The following is a 16249-nucleotide window of genomic DNA, read 5'->3' as shown; positions in this document are numbered from 1 at the left end:
TCAGGCGACCTTCTTTCTGCGCCGCCGCTCAAGGTGGCCTTGAGCCTGCGGGCCACCGGCGAGATAGCCCTTTAGGCGAGCTTTGTTGAGCTTGTGACGGTAGGCGATTTCGTCGTCGTCGATCCCGTGGGCGCGTCCCCAGGCGGTGTCGGCGGCATTGAGAGCGGCGAGCGTCTTCTCAAGCGTGGCTGCGTCTTTCATGAGCACATAGCCGAAATGCTCGTAGAAGAACTCCGCCTCGATCATCGAACGTTCTTCGGTCTCCGCTTCGTCGTAATCATGGGAGTGATAGACGACGGCATTCGGTGCGAAGACTTTCTGGTAACCGGCCGCGATGATGTCCTCGGCATAGAGCTGGTCTTCCCCGAAGGGAACGTCGCGATAAGGGATTTTCTCCCAAACGGAACGCCGCAGGCAGGAATTGTTGTCGCTGTAATAATGCAGCTGCTGTCGCCATTGGATGTCGCCCGCCGCGTAGCGTGCGGGATCAAGATCCTTGGATACGGCGAGCGGCATTTCGAAGAATTGCCGGAAATGCTGGTCGATGTCGCGCTTGGTAAAGGCGCTCGCGGCTTCCCAGGCGAGATGGTGACCGAAGGCGCCGGCGGCATCCGGATAATGGTCGAGCATCATCACGAGATTGGCGAGCCAGCCTTCGTTCGTCGGCAGCGCATCCTGGGTGAGAAAGGCGATGTAATCGCCGCTTGTCAGCTCGACGCCGAGATTGCGCGTGCGACCATGGCCGAACTCCGATTTGTCGATGCGATGCAGCATGACGGAATCGTCCGCCTCGATGCGCTCCATCGTGCCGTCGCTCGAGCCGCTGTCGATGACGAGAATCTCGAATGGCTCATGCAGCTTTTGCGCCTTCACCCGCTCGATGACGTCGAGGAGGAGCGGCCCGCCGTTGAGGGTCGGGATGACGACGGAGGCTTTCGGTGTGGCCCGCGGGACTGCCGGCGCGAGCCGGGCGTGCCCGAGTTCCTGAAGCCGGTCGACGATGCCTTTTTCGATGACGTCGGCAGCGCCTTCCCAGCTGAACTGGGAGACCCAGTTGAGGGCCTTGCGCGCCTGTGTGGCGCGGCGCTCGCCATCGAAGAGCAGCGCTTCGATGGCATCGGCGAGAGCGTCGGGATTGGCGCCCGCGCGCGACACCACGCCTTCGGGATAGATCGCCTTGGTGCTTTCCACGTCGAGCTCGACCACCGGCAGGCCGCAGGCCATCATCTCCTGCGGAACGAGCGAGTAGTTCGTCGCCGAGAAGACGACGCCGATCGTCGCGGAGCGGTAAAGCCGGCTGAGTTCCTGTGGCGGCAGCGTTCCGTGTTGCACGAAGGGGAAGGGCGCCGTCTCGATCGGCTCTTCGGAACCGAAGAAATCGACAATGAATTCGTGTCCGCGCCGCGCCAGCACCTCGAGCGCCAGAAGGCCGAGATCGACGGCGCGCCTGGCGGTGAAGCGGCGGGCATAAAGTGCGATCCGGGGAAGCGCGTCCGGGGTGGTTGCGCTCCCGGAGCGCGGGCTCGCCGGATGATAGACGTCGCGATCGGCCGCGAGGTGGAAATGGCGCGTCCAGCGACCAAAATTCTCCTCGAGCGTTTGCGACAGCCAAGGGCTCGCGCACAGGCAATCGACGTCGCTTCGGTAGGTGGCCTCAGCCAGAAGCGCTTCGGCGCCGCGGGCAAAGAAGAATGGCTCGTAATCCTGCACGAAGTAGAAGCAGCGCTTCACCTGCCGCATCGAGCGGGCTGGCCACACCGACGCCCAGTCGGTCGCGATGACGGCATCGCCTGAAGCGTCGACGAAGCCCTCCTCGTCGATGAGGCGGATCTCTGCGTCGATCGTCTGATAATGGCGGACGACGTCGTCATAGGCACTGTCGAGCGGCTCTTTCGGATCGCGGTTATGGATCCAGATCGTCTGACGGTGACCGCGCAGACCGAGGGCGCGCACCATCCGGAAGATCGTCATATGGCCGCCGCCGCCGGTGCCGAAATCCGGAATCACCCAATGCAGGACGAGACGGTTCGGCACAAAACTGCCATGCGCATCGGCCGTCTCCGCGGGCCGGTGATCCAGCGGATAGCGCAGGAAGCTTCCCTTGCAGCAATGCGCGTCCCGCCGCCCGAGATTGATGCGATGGCTGGGCTTTGCGGGATCGACCGGCCTGAGCACGGGTGCCTGCGGCAGCCCCTCTTTCATGAAGCGTGCGATGGGCTCCCCGTCGCGTGGCGACCAGCCGGTGAGCTCGCCGTAATGCGTGAGACTGAAAGCCGCCGACGGGTCGCAGCCATTCTGCCAGCCGTGACGCAGATAGTGCAGGATCGGAGGCAGGCCACGCAGCGCGTAGCGGTGCTCCTTCGTGTACCAGCTCGGATCGAAATAAGGGTTGGGACTGCGACCTTCGCGGATGCCCCAGTCGACGTAATGTTGAAGCGGATCGGGCACGGCGACGACGTCAGGGTATTTCCCGCGATACCAGGTCTCGTGCAGGAGTCCGCTCGCCGCTATCTCGTCATAGGCGCCGCGCGGGATCGTCATCGGCTCGTGGTCGAGGTCTGCGCAACCGGTGGCGATGAGGAATTGCTCGTAGGCGGTGAGCTTCTTTTGCGAGAGGTCCGGGTGGTCGCGCAGATAGGCCGCTGCGTCGAAATTGGGCGAGGGATTGCGGCCTTCCGTGCAACCGACCTGGAGGTAATGGATAAGAGGATTGATCTCCGCGGTCCGAATGTCGGGATAGGCGGTCAGATAATACGTGACGTCGAAATGCTCCGACGGGTTGCGCCCCTCCTTCCAGCCGATGCGATGAAAATGCTCGATCGGATCGATCTCGGCGCGCGCCACATCCGGATTTTTCTCAAGGTACCATTGCCCATTCATCAGGATCGGATGCGCCCTGAGGAGCCGCATCGATCCCGTGAAGGGCAACAGGTAGCGTTTCAAAGTCCGCTTGAGTGTGGCGTTCACGAACGCGCTCCCAGGGCAATACTAAGCGCCAAGCCGGCGTGATGCGGCTGCGTGGCTCGGATGGATGGCACAGCTTGCGCCAAATCGAAAGGACGACGGGCTCACCGACAGGTCTTGGCGCCAGAGGCGACATCGACCATGAGCTGCCGGTGACAGGGCAGGAGATGCTTCATGGCATAGCGCTCCAAGACTGTGCGACGTGCGGCCGCGCGCAACGGCACGAACTTCTGCTGGCTGGCGAGTGCTTCTTCCATGCGCGCAGCGATCTTGTCGGCATCGAAGAAGTCGACGAGGAGCCCGTTCTTGCCGTCCTCGACCATTTCCCGGATCGGCGCGGTGTCTGAACCAAGCAGCAGGACGCCGGTGCTCATCGCCTCGATCATCGACCATGAGAGCACGAACGGCACGGTAAGATAGACGTGCACGGAGGAAATGCGGAAGACCGTGCGAAGCTTCTCCAAAGGCACCAGATCGAGAAAGTGGATGCGGCTCAAATCGAGATCGAGCGTCTCCAGCGCATGTTTCTTATAGGTCTTGCCGTCAGCGCGCTTTGAGCCGTAGGCGACCCGGTCCCTGCCGACGATGATCGTCTGCATGTTGGGGCGCTGCTTTTGCAGCTTGGCGACCGCCTCCATGAACTGCGGAAAGCCGCGGTAGGGCTCCATGCCCCGCGTGGCATAGGTGACGATCTCGTCTCCAGCGCGGAAGGTCTTGTCGCCGATCGTGAGCGTGTCGGAGCGGTCCGGGCACATGAAATCCGTATCGACGCCGTCGTGCAGAAGCTCGATCTTGTCGCGGAACATGGTCGGAAACTGACTGTGCTGAAAGCGCGTCGGGCAGATCCCCCAATCCATGATCGAGAGATCGGCGAGAAAAGGCGCGTTCTTCATCTGCATGCGCACGCGCTCGTCATAGGGGGCGGGTTCGCGGCGCAGGAAATCGGTATCCGCACCCGTCGAATTGTACCACCACTCGTAATAGGTGAGCATGCGCGTATCCGGCCACAGTTCACGCAGGAACATAGTCGGGCCCCAGCCGGAATGGCCGCAGATAATGTCCGGCCTCCAGCCCGATTGCTTTACCGAAACAAGCTTCTGAAACACGTTCTGCGCATTGATGACGGCGGCTTCGAAAGAAAAGACTGCTGGATGAATGCCCTTCGTCACCGGGCGATGCGGCTTGTAAAGGACCTTCTTCAATGGAAACTTCTGCTGGTTTGTTTCCAGCGTAACCGCGATCATGTCCTCGACCAGCGGATCATCCTTCAAGAAGTTGATGAGGCGACGGTACTGGCCGGGAAAATTGTTGTGCAGGAAGAGTATTTTCATGGGATGGGAAAATCCGAAAAGGTGCTTGGCAAGCCTGGCGTCGTGCCGGCAACGGGTTTTTCGAACCCTGCATGATGGCAATGCGGGGGCACGGCTGCGCTGTCAACACGCAGGATGGAAAGGAGCCGGTTGGCCGCTCGCCCCAATCTAGGCAAGAGCGTCGACCCGCGCCCAGGCGGTGACCGCATGCTCGCTGGCCTCCGGCACGAAAGCGAAGCCTTGTTTCGACAATCCATCCATGACGGCTTTGACGCCCGGCAAACCGTAAATGTCCGGATGAAGTTCAAGGACGAGCGCGCGCAGGCTCGAAGGGAGCGGGTCCGCGAGAAGTTCGAGTTCAGCCCCTTCCACATCCATGACGACGACCTGCGGATCCCACTCATCGAGACGCTTGGAGATGGCCCGCGCCGGCACTTTCACGCAACGCGCCTCCGCTCCTGGTCGGGTCGACGAGGCCCAGAAATCCCGGGTCACGTAGAAATCCGCCATGCCGTCCTCACGCGCGGCGAGTTCGTGGTGGAGACGAGCGCAGGTGACGCCGTTCAAACGGTGATGATGTTCGATTAAGGCTAGAAGCTCGGGATTGGCTTCCACGCACTGGATCGTGATGTCGGTATGGGTCAGCGCCATGAAGCTCGAGATGAAACCGCATCCACCGCCGAATTCGACGACGCGGTCGCCCGGCTTCACCATGATTTCGCTCGCCCGCGCTTCTGCGCCTTCGTACCAGCCACGCTCGACGGCGCGCCGCAGCTTTTCGGTAAAGAGGGGATGCGACAGGTCGAGGCGGACGCCCCGGCATTCGACGATTTCCGGGCTCGTTGCCGGCTGCATCTCTCGCTCCTTGTCTTCATGCCGCAGAATAAGCGTCGGGGATCGGCTTATCCGCAGTCGCTCGCCGCGGCAACCAGTCGCCGCGCTCGCGCCGGAGGTCTCCCAAGATCGCACTTTTCTGTGCAACCCATGTGAGCGTGTCGTATTTGACTGGCTTTTTGCAGACGCTCGTCTGCAAAAGACGCAGACTGTCTCTGGCATAACCGGCTGCATCCGGTCATACTGGGGCATCTCCAGATAGAGACCGACTCCGTAGGTCCCAGATGCACTGTCATCTGGGACCTCTTTTTTGAGGCCCTTATTCGAGCGTTGCGGAGAAGGGTTTTTCGAGGATCGTTTCCCCGTCCCGTTCGACACTATAGACGCCTTCGTAGCGCCCGGCCGGCCAACCCTGAGACGGCCGTTTGCGGCCGGCAAAGACGAACACCTGGGCCTTGTTGGCCTTGAGTGGCTCGACGGCCTGGTCGACGAGAACCTGCCCCCCGGGTGCGGTCATGCGCATATGCTGGATATCGTCTTTCAGGAGGCCGATGGCGCGACCATAGGCGATGAGCACCGGCGCGCTCGTGTCGGGATCGTGCAGCATGCCGCCTTCGATATCGACCATCTTGAGGTCGGCGCGGTCGCTGAAGCCGACATTGAGAATGCTGCCGGCCGAATAAGCAAGGTCAGCCTGCACGTCCTTGGCCCAAAGCGAGGTGCCCGCGATCTCGTCCTGGCAGGCCGCCGCACCTTCCATGGCCGCGACATCCGGCTGGTAGCTGAACGGGTCGACGATCGTCCCGTCCTTGGTCACCTGAAGATGCACATGCGGAAATTCGGTCTGTCCCGACAGGCCCACTTGACCGAGGACCGCGCCGGCCTCGACGTGCTCTCCCGGTCGCACCACGATGCTGCCAAGGCGCATATGGCAATATTGCGTCTGCCAGCCTTCTCCGTGATCGATGACGAGGCCATTGCCGCATTCGGAGCCTTTGACGTTCTTCACCCCGATGCGGCGCACGGACACGTCGTCCATCTTGTCGCGCACGCGCAGCACCTTGCCTGGCGCAACGGCCAGAACGTCGACCCCCTCCCGCATCGCCTCAAGCGTCGGAATGCGGAAATCCGTCCCCTTATGGGCGTCATAAGTGAGGCTGCCGCAGTGATAATCATGGGCGCCGGAGGTGCCGTCGCGGTCGACGTAGTGCTGGATGACGCAATCTGTCCCCGGCGTGCAGGCGAGCGGCAGTTCAAGTTCGAAAGCCGCGGCCGAGGCGGTGAGCGGAGCGAGAAGAAGGAGTGCGAGCGCCGGTGTGCGAAGCCGCCTTGCGGTCAGAGCCTGCACCGCACGGCTTGATGAGGCGACTGAGAGATGGCCATGCAACACGCGCATGAGCGTTCCTTTCCTGATGAGACGGCCCGAAGAAAATTCCCAAATGCGACCGCTTCGTGACTGACGCCGCTGCAAAAGCGGTTTCGAGCGCCGCCTTCAGATAGTCCAGACGAGCAGGGCCGTCACCGTGACCCGCCGATGCTGTGACGGGTGTTCATGACCTCCTCGACCATCTGTGGATCGTATGCCTCGCCGAGGAACGCGCACAATTCGGCGAAATAGGACTGATCGCGGCACATGGCGTCATAGTCGAATGAGAAGGAATGGTCGTCATGGTCCCGGGCGTAATCGTGCATCCGCGTTCGGATGAGCGAGATCGCGCGTTCCGCGTCGCCCGGCTCGTAATCTGGCCACCAGCCGCTCCTCAGCGTGTCTTCGACATTGCGGAAATTGAAGACGAAGGCGGCCCCGGGGAAAGCCCGCCTGAGAAACCGCAGATAGGGCACGAAGTCTCCGTCGCTCAGCGTCCTTCGGTCGTAGCGGATTTCCTTGAAGCCGCAGCATCTTGCGCCGGCGGGAGGTTTCAGAGCGGCGCGAAAGAAGGCGTCCGCACAACCGGCCACGAAGATATCGGGCTCGATAAGGTCGGCACCATACCAGGGGCTGTCCGGCATGGTCGCCTCATTGCCCCATTCTGAGCGCGTGCGTCGCAATCGTCTTTGTGTGCGGAAGAGCGGGACGAGAGCGGCGTTGTTCTCGCCGCGGATGTGATGGCCCGGCAGAGCGTTCAGCAATCCCTGCAGCAAAGTCGAGCCGGAGCGGCCATAAGTGACGATAAAAAGGAAGGGGAAGCGCGCAAGCGTCGGTTGCCGGAGATAGTCTTCAAGCGATTGCAACATTGGCTCCTGGTCTTGCCGGGATTGACGCGCCGGAGCCTCTCGGCGCGCCTTCCTGTTTGAAGAAAGCCGCTAGCGGGACAGAGACGTCCGCAAGACGCGCTGCCGACGCTTCCCGCCTACAATTCCCGCCTACAATGCGTTTTCGTGCGCCCTTCGTTCAAGCTCCGGGTCTCACACGCTCTGCGTTTCGTCCTCTGCCAGCCCGAGAAAGCGGCGCCGTGAGCGGCGTCGGGCGTTGTTGTAAAGCTGCCTGTCGAAACGGACGAAGTCTTCATAAAACGCCCGGACCCTGCCGTCCTGAAGGTCGATGGTCTCAGACAGCATGGCCTCATTGGTTCTCGGGATTTGACCGAGCCCAGGGATTTCTCTGGTGAGCCTTACGTGTGCCGCCGCCATGTCGTCGAGGACGAAAAAGAAGTCGAAATGCTTCAGATGGCCCATCGAAAAGCGGCCCTGTTCCTCGCCAATGCGCCCGGCCACTGAGCGTGTCATGTAACGGGTCTGCGTGTTGTCGAAGAGTGAAATGGCAGTCGGCGAGGCGAGGATCGGTTCGAGCCTGGCGACGTCGTTGAGGTCTGTCTCCCACAGGGCGAGCGAAAGTTCGGCGATGTTTTCCGGAATGAGGCGGCGGCGGGCCTCGCCGTCGGGTCGTCCATAGGCCTTCACCCATTTGAGATGCGAGAGGAGCTGCTTAAGCGGCTCGCGAAAGATCGTGATGGTGAAGACATCGGGCCGCATCACGAGATCGCGCACTCTCGAGAAAGGGAAGTGCCCGGACGCGTAGAAAGGCTTGCCGTCGCTTATGATGGAATAGAAGAGCTCTCGCCGGCTCTCCATGTGCTCGAAATGCCGCCCTGGCGGCACAGCTTCCTGGAAGGCGAGGTTGAAAGCCGAACCCGCCGTCTTGGGGATGTGCAGGAAGAAGATCTTGTCGATCGCTCTCTCTTCCCCTTCCTTCGCGTTGCCGCGTGAAAGCGGAAGAGCGCTCTTTGAGTTCTGGAATTTGCGCATCGGCTCAATCAGCTGCGAAGCGAGAAATCTTCATGCTCTCCGCTCAAATTGGGAGAATAGAAGGGGTCGCGCGCCAACAGGCGTTGCCATTTTTTTCGCATGTAGAGCGTCTCGTCGAAGAAGCGTGCCTGTTTCTCGGAATTGTCTTCATGACCGCGTGAGATGCTTTCAAGGTGGTACATTTCCGCATAGGGCGTGAAGACGTTCGCAAAGCCGAGCTTCTGGACGCTGAGGCAGAAATCGACATCGTTGAAGGCGACCGCCAGATGCGTCTCGTTGAGACCACCCACAGCCTCGTAGACCTCCTTGCGCACGACGAGGCAGGCCGCCGTCACCGCTGAGACGTTCTGCAGGATCTTGAGGCGGCCGAAATAGCCGGGCTCCTCGCGCGGGAAGTACTTGTGCGAATGCCCGGCGACGCCGCCGATGCCGAGGATCACGCCGGCATGCTGGATCGTATCATCGGCATAGTAGAGCTTGGCACCGACGCAGCCGATCTCCGGCTGAACCGCCCAAGACACCATCTCCCTCAGCCAGTCGGGCGAGATCACCTCGATATCGTTGTTGACCAGCGCCAGAACGCTGCCATGGGCCTGGGCGGCGGCGAAATTGTTGATCGCCGCATAGTTGAACGGCTTGTCGTAAGAGAGGATGCGGATTCTCGGATCGACGCGTAGCTCGTCGAAATAACGGTGCGTTTCTGGTTCGACGGAGCCGTTGTCGACGATGAGGATCTCGTAGGCGTCGTAGGTCGTTTTGGTGAGGATCGAATCGATGCAGCCACGCAGGAGCTTCGCGTGATCGCGGGTCGGAATGATCAGGCTGACGAGGGGATGGGGCTCCGGCACTGAGAACTGCAGCCGGTAGAAGGGCACGCCCGGCGCCGGTTCGACCTTCGCTGGCAATCCCAGGCGCGTGACATGCTCCTCAAGCGCGCGCTGCCCGGCCAGATAGGCATAGTTCTTCTCCCCGCCGGCCATGGCCGTCGAGCCCTCCACGGCGCGCCAGTGGTAGAGCACTTTCGGGATGTGCCGGATCTTTCGGGGCTCGACGATTTCGGCAATCCGCAGATTGAGGTCGTAATCTTGGCTTCCCTCGAAACCTTCGCGCCAGCCACCGACGCGGCGGATTTTGTCCGCCCGATGCACCGTCAGATGGTTGAAGTAATTCTGTGAGCGCAGGAGTTCGCGCGAATAGTCCGGCTTGAAATAGGGGTCGTAGCGCACCCCGTCTGCGCCGAGCTTGTCTTCGTCGGAATAGATGATGTCGGCGTCCGGATGGCGGCCGAGTTCGACGGCGACCTCGCCGAGCGCATTTTCCCGCAGGATGTCGTCGTGGTCGAGGAGCGCGATCCATTCGCCCGTTGCAAGCGCAAAGGCGGAATTGGTTGCGGCGGAGATATGCCCATTCATCTCCCGCCGAACGATCTTGATACGGGGATCGCGCTCTGCCCAAGTCTCCAGGCGACGTCCGATTTCCGGATCCGGTGAGGCATCGTCGGCGATGCACAATTCCCAGTGCGGATAAACCTGTTCAAGGACGGAGCGGATGGCGGCGTCGAGAAGATCGGTCGGCGGATTGTAGACCGGCATCAAAACGCTGATGACGGGGCGGCTCTCAAGGGCGTTGATCTGCGTCTCAAGCCTCTCGCGGTCGCGCTCCGGCTGGTAATCGTAGCGCTTGATCCAGTCCGGATAGCTGCCGCCACCAGGGCTGAGGCGCGAGGGGGTGCGCACGCCGACGAAATGCGGCCGGCGCAGATAGTGCCAGTATTGTCGAAACCTGCGGACGAGGCGCATCGGGTCGCGCCATAGGATCTGGAGCGCGTGACGGGCGAAGAAGAGAAGCGTTTCCGCCTTGTTGCGTCGCTTGAGGTGGAGGTGGCCGAGTTCGAATTTTCCGGCACCGTCCGCCGGATAGAGGCAAAGCTCGTTCGCCGGCTCCGGCAGATAGAAATCGGCGGTGAAGCGGTTCCGTCGCCGGTCGCTTTTGAGGCTCACCCGATAGGTCGCGAGAGCGCCCTCGCCGGTGCCGGTGCCGATGCTGAGCTGCGGTGCGAGGACGGAATTGCCCGAGATTTCAAAGGCACAATGATACCAGCCGGGCTGAAGCGGGCTGTGCGGATGAAACTTGATCTCCGGATCGTCCCCTCGCGCCAGGTAGGCGCCGTCGGCGATCTCGACATCGATATATTCGCACGCCGCACAATCCTGTCGAAGGTCAACGGCGCGCACGATTTCGGTTCCTCGCTTTGATCATCTTGCGCCACTCCGACTTTGCGGAGGCGCCCGCTCGTCTCTCAGCTCGGAGAGCCATCTCGTTCGCTCAAGAGCGCGCTCACGACCCTGCTCACGCTCTCCTGCCAGGCGGGCGCCGCATGTCCGAAATCCGTGGCGAAACGGCGGCAGTCGAGGCGGGAGTTCTTCGGTCGCGCGGCCTTGGTTGGAAATTCCGCCGTCGTGATCGCCGCAACTTCGGCTGTCGGACCAGAGAGTGCTCCGCTCACACGGAAAATCTCACGCGCCAACCCACACCAGCTCGTCTCGCCGCTGCCGGCAAAATGATAAAGACCGTTCGGGCGGGCCGCGCCGGCCTTTTGCCAGTGCCGGGCGATGGCGAGGATCGCCTCGGCGATATCCTGTGCCGAGGTCGGGTTGCCGATCTGGTCATCGACCACGGAGAGCTGATCGCGGCCTTCGGCAAGACGTAGCATCGTCTTGACGAAGTTCTTGCCGAACGGGCTGTAAACCCAGGCGACACGCAGGATGAGATGGTTCGGATTGGCGGTTGCGACCGCCTCTTCGCCGGCAAGCTTGCTGGCGCCATAGACGCCCTTTGGCCCCGTCGCCATCGTCTCGTCGTAAGGCTCGTTACCCTCGCCGGAGAAGACATAGTCGGTCGACAGATGGATGATCGGCACGCCGAGTTCGCGCGCGGCCCGCGCCACTTCGCCGGCACCTTTCTCGTTGATGAGAAAAGCCTGGTCCGGCTCGTCCTCGGCCTGATCGACCGCTGTATAGGCGGCCGCGGAGACGACGAGATCCGGTCTTGCCGCGACAAGTGCCGGCGCGATCGTCTCAGGCCGCGCAAGATCGAGCTCGGGGCGCGCGACGGCGACGATTTCCGCCGCATCGGAGGCTGCTCCCGCTGCGATCAGAGCGCGTGCGACCTGTCCTTCCTTGCCGGTGACGACGATCCTCATCCGGCCTTGGCCTTCTGATGGCCGTGGCCGAGACGTTCGCCTTTGTAGCGTTCGGCACGCAGCGGCCCCCACCACCACTCGTTTTCGAGATACCAGTCGATGGTGCGGGCGATGCCCGTCTCGAAACTCTCCTGCGCCTGCCAGCCGAGGTCGCGCTCGATCTTCGAGGGATCGATCGCGTAGCGCCGGTCGTGGCCCGGGCGGTCGGTGACGAAGGTGATGAGGTCGCGGTAGCTCTTGCCGCCTTTGCGCGGCCGGCGCCCATCGAGAAGCTCGCAGATCGTCTCCACCACCGAAAGATTGGTGCGTTCCGCGCGCCCGCCGATATTGTAGCTCTCGCCGATTTCGCCCTTGCCGACGACGAGCGCGAGTGCCCGCGCATGGTCCTCTACATAGAGCCAGTCGCGCACATTGGCGCCCTTGCCATAGACCGGCAGCTCCTTCTCGTCGAGCGCGTTCAAGATGACGAGCGGAATGAGCTTTTCCGGGAAGTGATAGGGCCCGTAATTGTTGGAGCAGTTCGACAGGACGACAGGCAGCCCGTAGGTCTCATGCCAGGCGCGCACGAAATGGTCGGATGCCGCCTTCGAGGCCGAATAGGGCGAGGAGGGCGCGTAGGGCGTCTCCTCGGTGAAGATGCCGCTGTCGAAGGGCAGATCGCCGAACACTTCATCGGTCGAGACGTGGTGAAAGCGAAACCGCTCCTGCTCCTCTGAAGAGAGCTCGCGCCAATAGGTGAGCGTCGCATTGAGGAGTCGGAACGTGCCGACGACATTGGTTTCCACGAAGGCCGCCGGCCCGTCGATCGAACGGTCGACATGGCTTTCGGCTGCGAGATGCATGACGGCGTCGATGCGCTCGGCCTTCATAATATCGAGAAGCGCTGCGTCGTCGCAGATATCGGCCTGAAGGAAAACGTGGTTCGGCGCATTCTCGATTGCGCGCAGAGACTGGCGGTTGCCGGCATAGGTGAGCTTGTCGACATTGACGACACGCTCAACGCCCGCCTGCACGAGGTGGCGGCAAACCGCAGAGCCAATGAAGCCCGCCCCGCCTGTCACGAGTATTCTCATCTCTTGGCCTCCGGCCGATTAATCGAAGATGTCCGCCTCGGCGAGAAGGGGCGCCGCCTGATCCTTCGCCGATAGGGTGAGCGCGTCGCCGGAAAGCGGCCAGTCGACGCCGATCTCCGGATCGTCGAAGCGCAGCGAGCGGTCGTGCTCGGGCGAATAGACGTCCGTCACCTTGTAGATGACCTCCGTATCCGGCTCGAGCGTCAGAAATCCATGTGCGAAGCCTGCTGGAATGAGGATCTGGTTCCACTTCTCGGCGGAGACTTCGAGGCTCACCCATCGCCGGAAGGTTGGCGATGAGCGGCGGATATCGACGGCGACATCGAGGATGCGTCCGCGCGTGACGCGTACCAGCTTGTCCTGGGCCCGCGGCGGCAATTGATAATGCAGGCCGCGCAAAACCCCGACCGCCTTCGAATAGGAATGATTGTCCTGGACGAAGGCGAGCGGGATGCCGGCTTCCGCAAAGCGGTCGGCATTGTAGGTCTCGGAAAAGAAGCCGCGATCGTCGCCGAATTTTTTCGGGACGATTTCGACGACGCCTTCGAGGCCGAGAGGCCTGACCTCGATCATTGGCTGCGCTCCTGAATGCGGCGCATCAAATATTGCGCATAATGGGTTTTGCCGAGCTTCTCGGCGCGGGCAGTGACAGCCGCAGCATCGAGATAGCCGAGCTCGAAGGCGATCTCTTCCGGGCACATCACCATGGTTCCCTGCCGGTGTTCGATCGTGCGCACGAAAGCGGCGGCTTCGTGGAGGCTGTCATGCGTGCCGGTGTCGAGCCAGGCATAACCGCGCCCGAGCCGCGAGACTTCCAGATCGCCGCGTTCCAGATAGGCCCGGTTGACGTCGGTGATTTCGAGCTCGCCACGGGCGGAAGGCTTCACGTCGGCCGCGATGTCGACGACGTCGTTGTCGTAGAAATAAAGCCCGGTCACCGCCCACGAAGATTTCGGCTTTGTAGGCTTTTCCTCGATCGATTGCGCCATGCCGGTTTCGCGGTCGAAGGAGACGACGCCGTACCGCTCCGGATCGTCGACGTGATAGGCGAAGACGGTGGCGCCCGTGTCCTTGCTGGCCGCGTTCTTGAGAAGGCCTGAAAGGCCTGCGCCATAAAAGATGTTGTCGCCGAGGATGAGGGCCGCAGGATCGTTGCCGACGAAATTGCGACCGATGATGAAGGCTTCGGCAAGACCGTTCGGATGCGCCTGTTCGGCATAAGACAAAGAGACGCCGAAAGCGCTGCCGTCGCCCAGGCATTCCTGGAACATCGGCAGATCACGCGGCGTGGTGATGATCAGGATATCGCGAATTCCCGCCAGCATGAGCACGCCGAGCGGGTAGTAGATCATCGGCTTGTCATAGATCGGCAGCAATTGCTTGGAGACGGAAATGGTGAGCGGATAAAGCCGCGTGCCGCTGCCGCCCGCCAGAATGATCCCCCGCATGGCTATACCTCAGCTGAAAAGTCCACAGGCGTCTAGGATAGGTAGGCCGCGCGTGCAAGCGCAGGTCGGCCTTGCTTCAGGGCGCCGAGAGGCGCTCTGGCAAGAAAGACACTGAGGAGAAGCTCTTAGGCGATCGCGTTCTTCGGGTCGAGGGGACCGCGCTTAGATTGCGTGATGATGGCGTCCCGTGGTGATGCGCCTTGTGATGACGGCGCCCCGTTGGGATGCGCCTGCGGTTCCTGATAGCTGCCCGATGGCGCGGCTCAGCCGGCAAGCTGGGGGAAAAGCCCGACCAGGCCGACGATGATCAGGTAGAAGGCGATCACGTAATTCAGGATCTGCGGAAAGACGAGAATGAGAATGCCGGCGATGAGCGCGACCGCCGGCTGAATGAGGACGATGTCCATTGGTGGGGTCTCCTGGATAAGGGTGGGCGATGGCGAGTGTCCGCCGTCCGCCTCTCGTGACAGTCGCAAAACGTAGAAGACCCAAGAGCGTTGCTCACTCTTTGAGCGAAAGAGGCAAGTTTAAGCGGGGCACATCGAACGAACATCGCCGAGATGGACAATCTCTCGACAAATCGCCATGACAAGCAAATGCGGCGGCGTTCAGTCCCGAGATCGGCTGAACGGCGTCGCAAAGCCGGTCATGACCATCCGTGTCCGGCGGTCGCCCACACTTTGGAGGTGCCTCGATGAATATGCTGGCCGAGCCTTTGCAGAAATTTGCCACCAATTCGCTGGAGAGCCATTGGCTACCGTTTACGGCAAGCCGAGATTTCAAGGCCGAGCCGCGCCTCGTGGTGAAAAGCGAGGGCATGTATCTGTGGGACCACAAGGGCGGCAAGATCATCGACGGCTCATCGGCGCTGTTCAACGTGGCGGCTGGCCACGGCCGGAAGGAGATCATCGAGGCGGTCCACGCCCAGATGCTGCAGAACGATTACTCGCCGCATTTCCAGTTGGGGCATCCGGGATCTTTCGCTCTTTCCGCCAAGCTCTCTCAGATCCTTCCTGAGCCCTTCAATCACATCTTCTTCGTGAATTCCGGTTCGGAGGCGATCGACACGGCCCTGAAGATCGTCATGGCCTATCATCGCGCCCGCGGGGAGGGGCAGCGTCTGCGCTTCGTATCGCGCGAGCGGGCCTATCACGGCGTCAACATCGGCGGTGTCTCGCTGTCGGGTCTGATGAAGAACCGTGAGGCATTTCCGGGCGTGATCCCGAATGTCGTGGCGATGCGCCATACCTGGGATTCTGAAAACACCTTCGTGCGGGGGCAGCCGGAAACCGGCGCCGAGCTCGCGGAAGACCTGCAGCGCTTCTGTGACATGTACGGTGCTTCGACCATCGCGGCGGTTTTCGTGGAGCCGGTCGCAGGTTCCACCGGCACGCTCGTGCCGCCGAAGGGCTATCTGGAACGTCTGCGCGAAATCTGCGACGAAAACGGCATCCTGCTCGTCTTCGACGAAGTGATCACCGGTTTCGGCCGCCTCGGCGCGCCTTTTGCCGCCCAGGCCTTCGGCGTCACCCCCGATATCATGACGATGGCGAAGGCGATCACCAACGGCACCATTCCGATGGGCGCCGTAGCCGCACGTGACGAGATCTACGAGACGATCACCAATTCCGCGCCGGAGAACGCCATCGAGTTCTTCCACGGCTACACCTATTCCGCCCATCCGGTGGCCTGTGCTGCGGGGCTGGCGACGCTCGACATCTATGAGCGCGAGGGGCTGTTTGATCGGGCGGCCGATCTGTCGGGCTACTTCCTCGACGCCATCTATTCGCTGAAGGACATTCCCGCCGTGCGCGACATCCGCGGCTACGGAATGATGGCCGGCGTGGAAGCCTGGCCGGAAGACGGCAAGCCGGGCGTGCGCGGCAACAGGCTGCAGAAAGAACTTTTCTGGAAAGGCCTGCATGTGAAGTTCACCGGCGATACGGCCATTGTTGCGCCGCCGCTGATCGCCGAGAAAAGCCATGTCGACGAGATGGTTGACATTCTGCGCCAGACTCTGAGTGTGCTCTAGAGCTGCCGCTAAAAAGGGCGAGTGGCTAAAAAAAGCGGCCACTCGCCGCAGGAAAGTGCCCGCTCTTTGATCCAGATCACGGGTGTGTCAATCTGATGGACGTATCGTCAGTGTCAGGCCTGCTTGACGGTTGCGCGGCG

13 protein-coding genes are annotated in these 16249 nt (G+C 61.7%); 1 reads left to right on the top strand and 12 read right to left on the bottom strand.

Going from position 1 to position 16249, the window contains the following annotated elements; all coding sequences use genetic code 11:
* The 12 genes from J2R99_RS05315 to J2R99_RS05260 form a co-directional block, all read right to left on the bottom strand.
* Entirely contained in the window at nucleotides 1–2967 is a 2967-nt protein-coding gene (locus tag J2R99_RS05315) for a rhamnosyltransferase WsaF family glycosyltransferase (RefSeq protein WP_307153425.1), read from the bottom strand.
* 101 nt (nucleotides 2968–3068) lie between these two features.
* Nucleotides 3069–4295: a glycosyltransferase family 4 protein gene (locus tag J2R99_RS05310; protein WP_307153424.1), complete on the bottom strand. Its 1227-nt coding sequence runs from the start codon at nucleotides 4293–4295 to the stop codon at nucleotides 3069–3071.
* A gap of 147 nt (nucleotides 4296–4442) precedes the next feature.
* The gene (locus J2R99_RS05305) at nucleotides 4443–5129 is read right to left on the bottom strand and encodes an FkbM family methyltransferase (protein WP_307153423.1); all 687 of its coding nucleotides are present in this window, start codon (nucleotides 5127–5129) and stop codon (nucleotides 4443–4445) included.
* Between the two features lie 298 nt (nucleotides 5130–5427).
* On the bottom strand, nucleotides 5428–6504 hold the full coding sequence (locus tag J2R99_RS05300) for a M23 family metallopeptidase (protein WP_307153422.1): 1077 nt from the start codon (nucleotides 6502–6504) through the stop codon (nucleotides 5428–5430).
* A gap of 122 nt (nucleotides 6505–6626) precedes the next feature.
* A complete protein-coding gene (locus J2R99_RS05295) occupies nucleotides 6627–7343 on the bottom strand; it encodes a sulfotransferase (protein ID WP_307153421.1) in 717 nt (238 codons plus the stop codon).
* Between the two features lie 171 nt (nucleotides 7344–7514).
* Nucleotides 7515–8354, bottom strand: coding sequence for a hypothetical protein (locus J2R99_RS05290; protein WP_307153420.1), 840 nt, complete (start codon nucleotides 8352–8354; stop codon nucleotides 7515–7517).
* A gap of 8 nt (nucleotides 8355–8362) precedes the next feature.
* Complete coding sequence (locus J2R99_RS05285; protein ID WP_307153419.1) at nucleotides 8363–10588, bottom strand: glycosyltransferase family 2 protein; 2226 nt, start codon at nucleotides 10586–10588, stop codon at nucleotides 8363–8365.
* Nucleotides 10589–10653: 65 nt separating this feature from the next.
* A complete protein-coding gene (rfbD, locus tag J2R99_RS05280) occupies nucleotides 10654–11556 on the bottom strand; it encodes a dTDP-4-dehydrorhamnose reductase (RefSeq protein ID WP_307153418.1) in 903 nt (300 codons plus the stop codon).
* The gene (gene rfbB, locus J2R99_RS05275; protein ID WP_307153417.1) at nucleotides 11553–12629 is read right to left on the bottom strand and encodes a dTDP-glucose 4,6-dehydratase; all 1077 of its coding nucleotides are present in this window, start codon (nucleotides 12627–12629) and stop codon (nucleotides 11553–11555) included. The genes rfbD and rfbB overlap by 4 nt, the downstream gene beginning before the upstream one ends.
* Before the next feature lie 18 nt (nucleotides 12630–12647).
* The gene (gene rfbC / locus J2R99_RS05270; protein ID WP_307153416.1) at nucleotides 12648–13202 is read right to left on the bottom strand and encodes a dTDP-4-dehydrorhamnose 3,5-epimerase; all 555 of its coding nucleotides are present in this window, start codon (nucleotides 13200–13202) and stop codon (nucleotides 12648–12650) included.
* Nucleotides 13199–14077: a glucose-1-phosphate thymidylyltransferase RfbA gene (rfbA, locus tag J2R99_RS05265; RefSeq protein ID WP_128291939.1), complete on the bottom strand. Its 879-nt coding sequence runs from the start codon at nucleotides 14075–14077 to the stop codon at nucleotides 13199–13201. Before rfbA ends, rfbC begins: the two co-directional genes overlap by 4 nt.
* 263 nt (nucleotides 14078–14340) lie before the next feature.
* Complete coding sequence (locus J2R99_RS05260; RefSeq protein ID WP_128291940.1) at nucleotides 14341–14484, bottom strand: DUF3096 domain-containing protein; 144 nt, start codon at nucleotides 14482–14484, stop codon at nucleotides 14341–14343.
* Between the two features lie 287 nt (nucleotides 14485–14771).
* On the opposite strand from J2R99_RS05260, the gene aptA reads away from it, so the two are divergent.
* Nucleotides 14772–16109, top strand: coding sequence for an omega-aminotransferase AptA (gene aptA, locus J2R99_RS05255; RefSeq protein WP_307153415.1), 1338 nt, complete (start codon nucleotides 14772–14774; stop codon nucleotides 16107–16109).
* Nucleotides 16110–16249: the final 140 nt, after the last annotated feature.

Origin of the sequence: Rhodopseudomonas julia, from assembly GCF_030813515.1 — a bacterium.
GTDB classification, from domain to species: domain Bacteria; phylum Pseudomonadota; class Alphaproteobacteria; order Rhizobiales; family Afifellaceae; genus Afifella; species Afifella julia.
Note: the sequence above shows the minus strand (reverse complement) of the source record. Positions and strands in the feature narration are given on the sequence as shown.

What these genes read in the sequence shown, in the direction of transcription:
- rfbB (WP_307153417.1), bottom strand. Translation starts at nt 12,629, where the DNA reads ATGAGAATACTCGTGACAGGCGGGGCGGGCTTCATTGGCTCTGCGGTT.
- J2R99_RS05305 (WP_307153423.1), bottom strand. Translation starts at nt 5,129, where the DNA reads ATGCAGCCGGCAACGAGCCCGGAAATCGTCGAATGCCGGGGCGTCCGC.
- J2R99_RS05310 (WP_307153424.1), bottom strand. Translation starts at nt 4,295, where the DNA reads ATGAAAATACTCTTCCTGCACAACAATTTTCCCGGCCAGTACCGTCGC.
- J2R99_RS05300 (WP_307153422.1), bottom strand. Translation starts at nt 6,504, where the DNA reads ATGCGCGTGTTGCATGGCCATCTCTCAGTCGCCTCATCAAGCCGTGCG.
- J2R99_RS05295 (WP_307153421.1), bottom strand. Translation starts at nt 7,343, where the DNA reads ATGTTGCAATCGCTTGAAGACTATCTCCGGCAACCGACGCTTGCGCGC.
- rfbC (WP_307153416.1), bottom strand. Translation starts at nt 13,202, where the DNA reads ATGATCGAGGTCAGGCCTCTCGGCCTCGAAGGCGTCGTCGAAATCGTC.
- rfbD (WP_307153418.1), bottom strand. Translation starts at nt 11,556, where the DNA reads ATGAGGATCGTCGTCACCGGCAAGGAAGGACAGGTCGCACGCGCTCTG.
- J2R99_RS05260 (WP_128291940.1), bottom strand. Translation starts at nt 14,484, where the DNA reads ATGGACATCGTCCTCATTCAGCCGGCGGTCGCGCTCATCGCCGGCATT.
- aptA (WP_307153415.1), top strand. Translation starts at nt 14,772, where the DNA reads ATGAATATGCTGGCCGAGCCTTTGCAGAAATTTGCCACCAATTCGCTG.
- J2R99_RS05290 (WP_307153420.1), bottom strand. Translation starts at nt 8,354, where the DNA reads ATGCGCAAATTCCAGAACTCAAAGAGCGCTCTTCCGCTTTCACGCGGC.
- rfbA (WP_128291939.1), bottom strand. Translation starts at nt 14,077, where the DNA reads ATGCGGGGGATCATTCTGGCGGGCGGCAGCGGCACGCGGCTTTATCCG.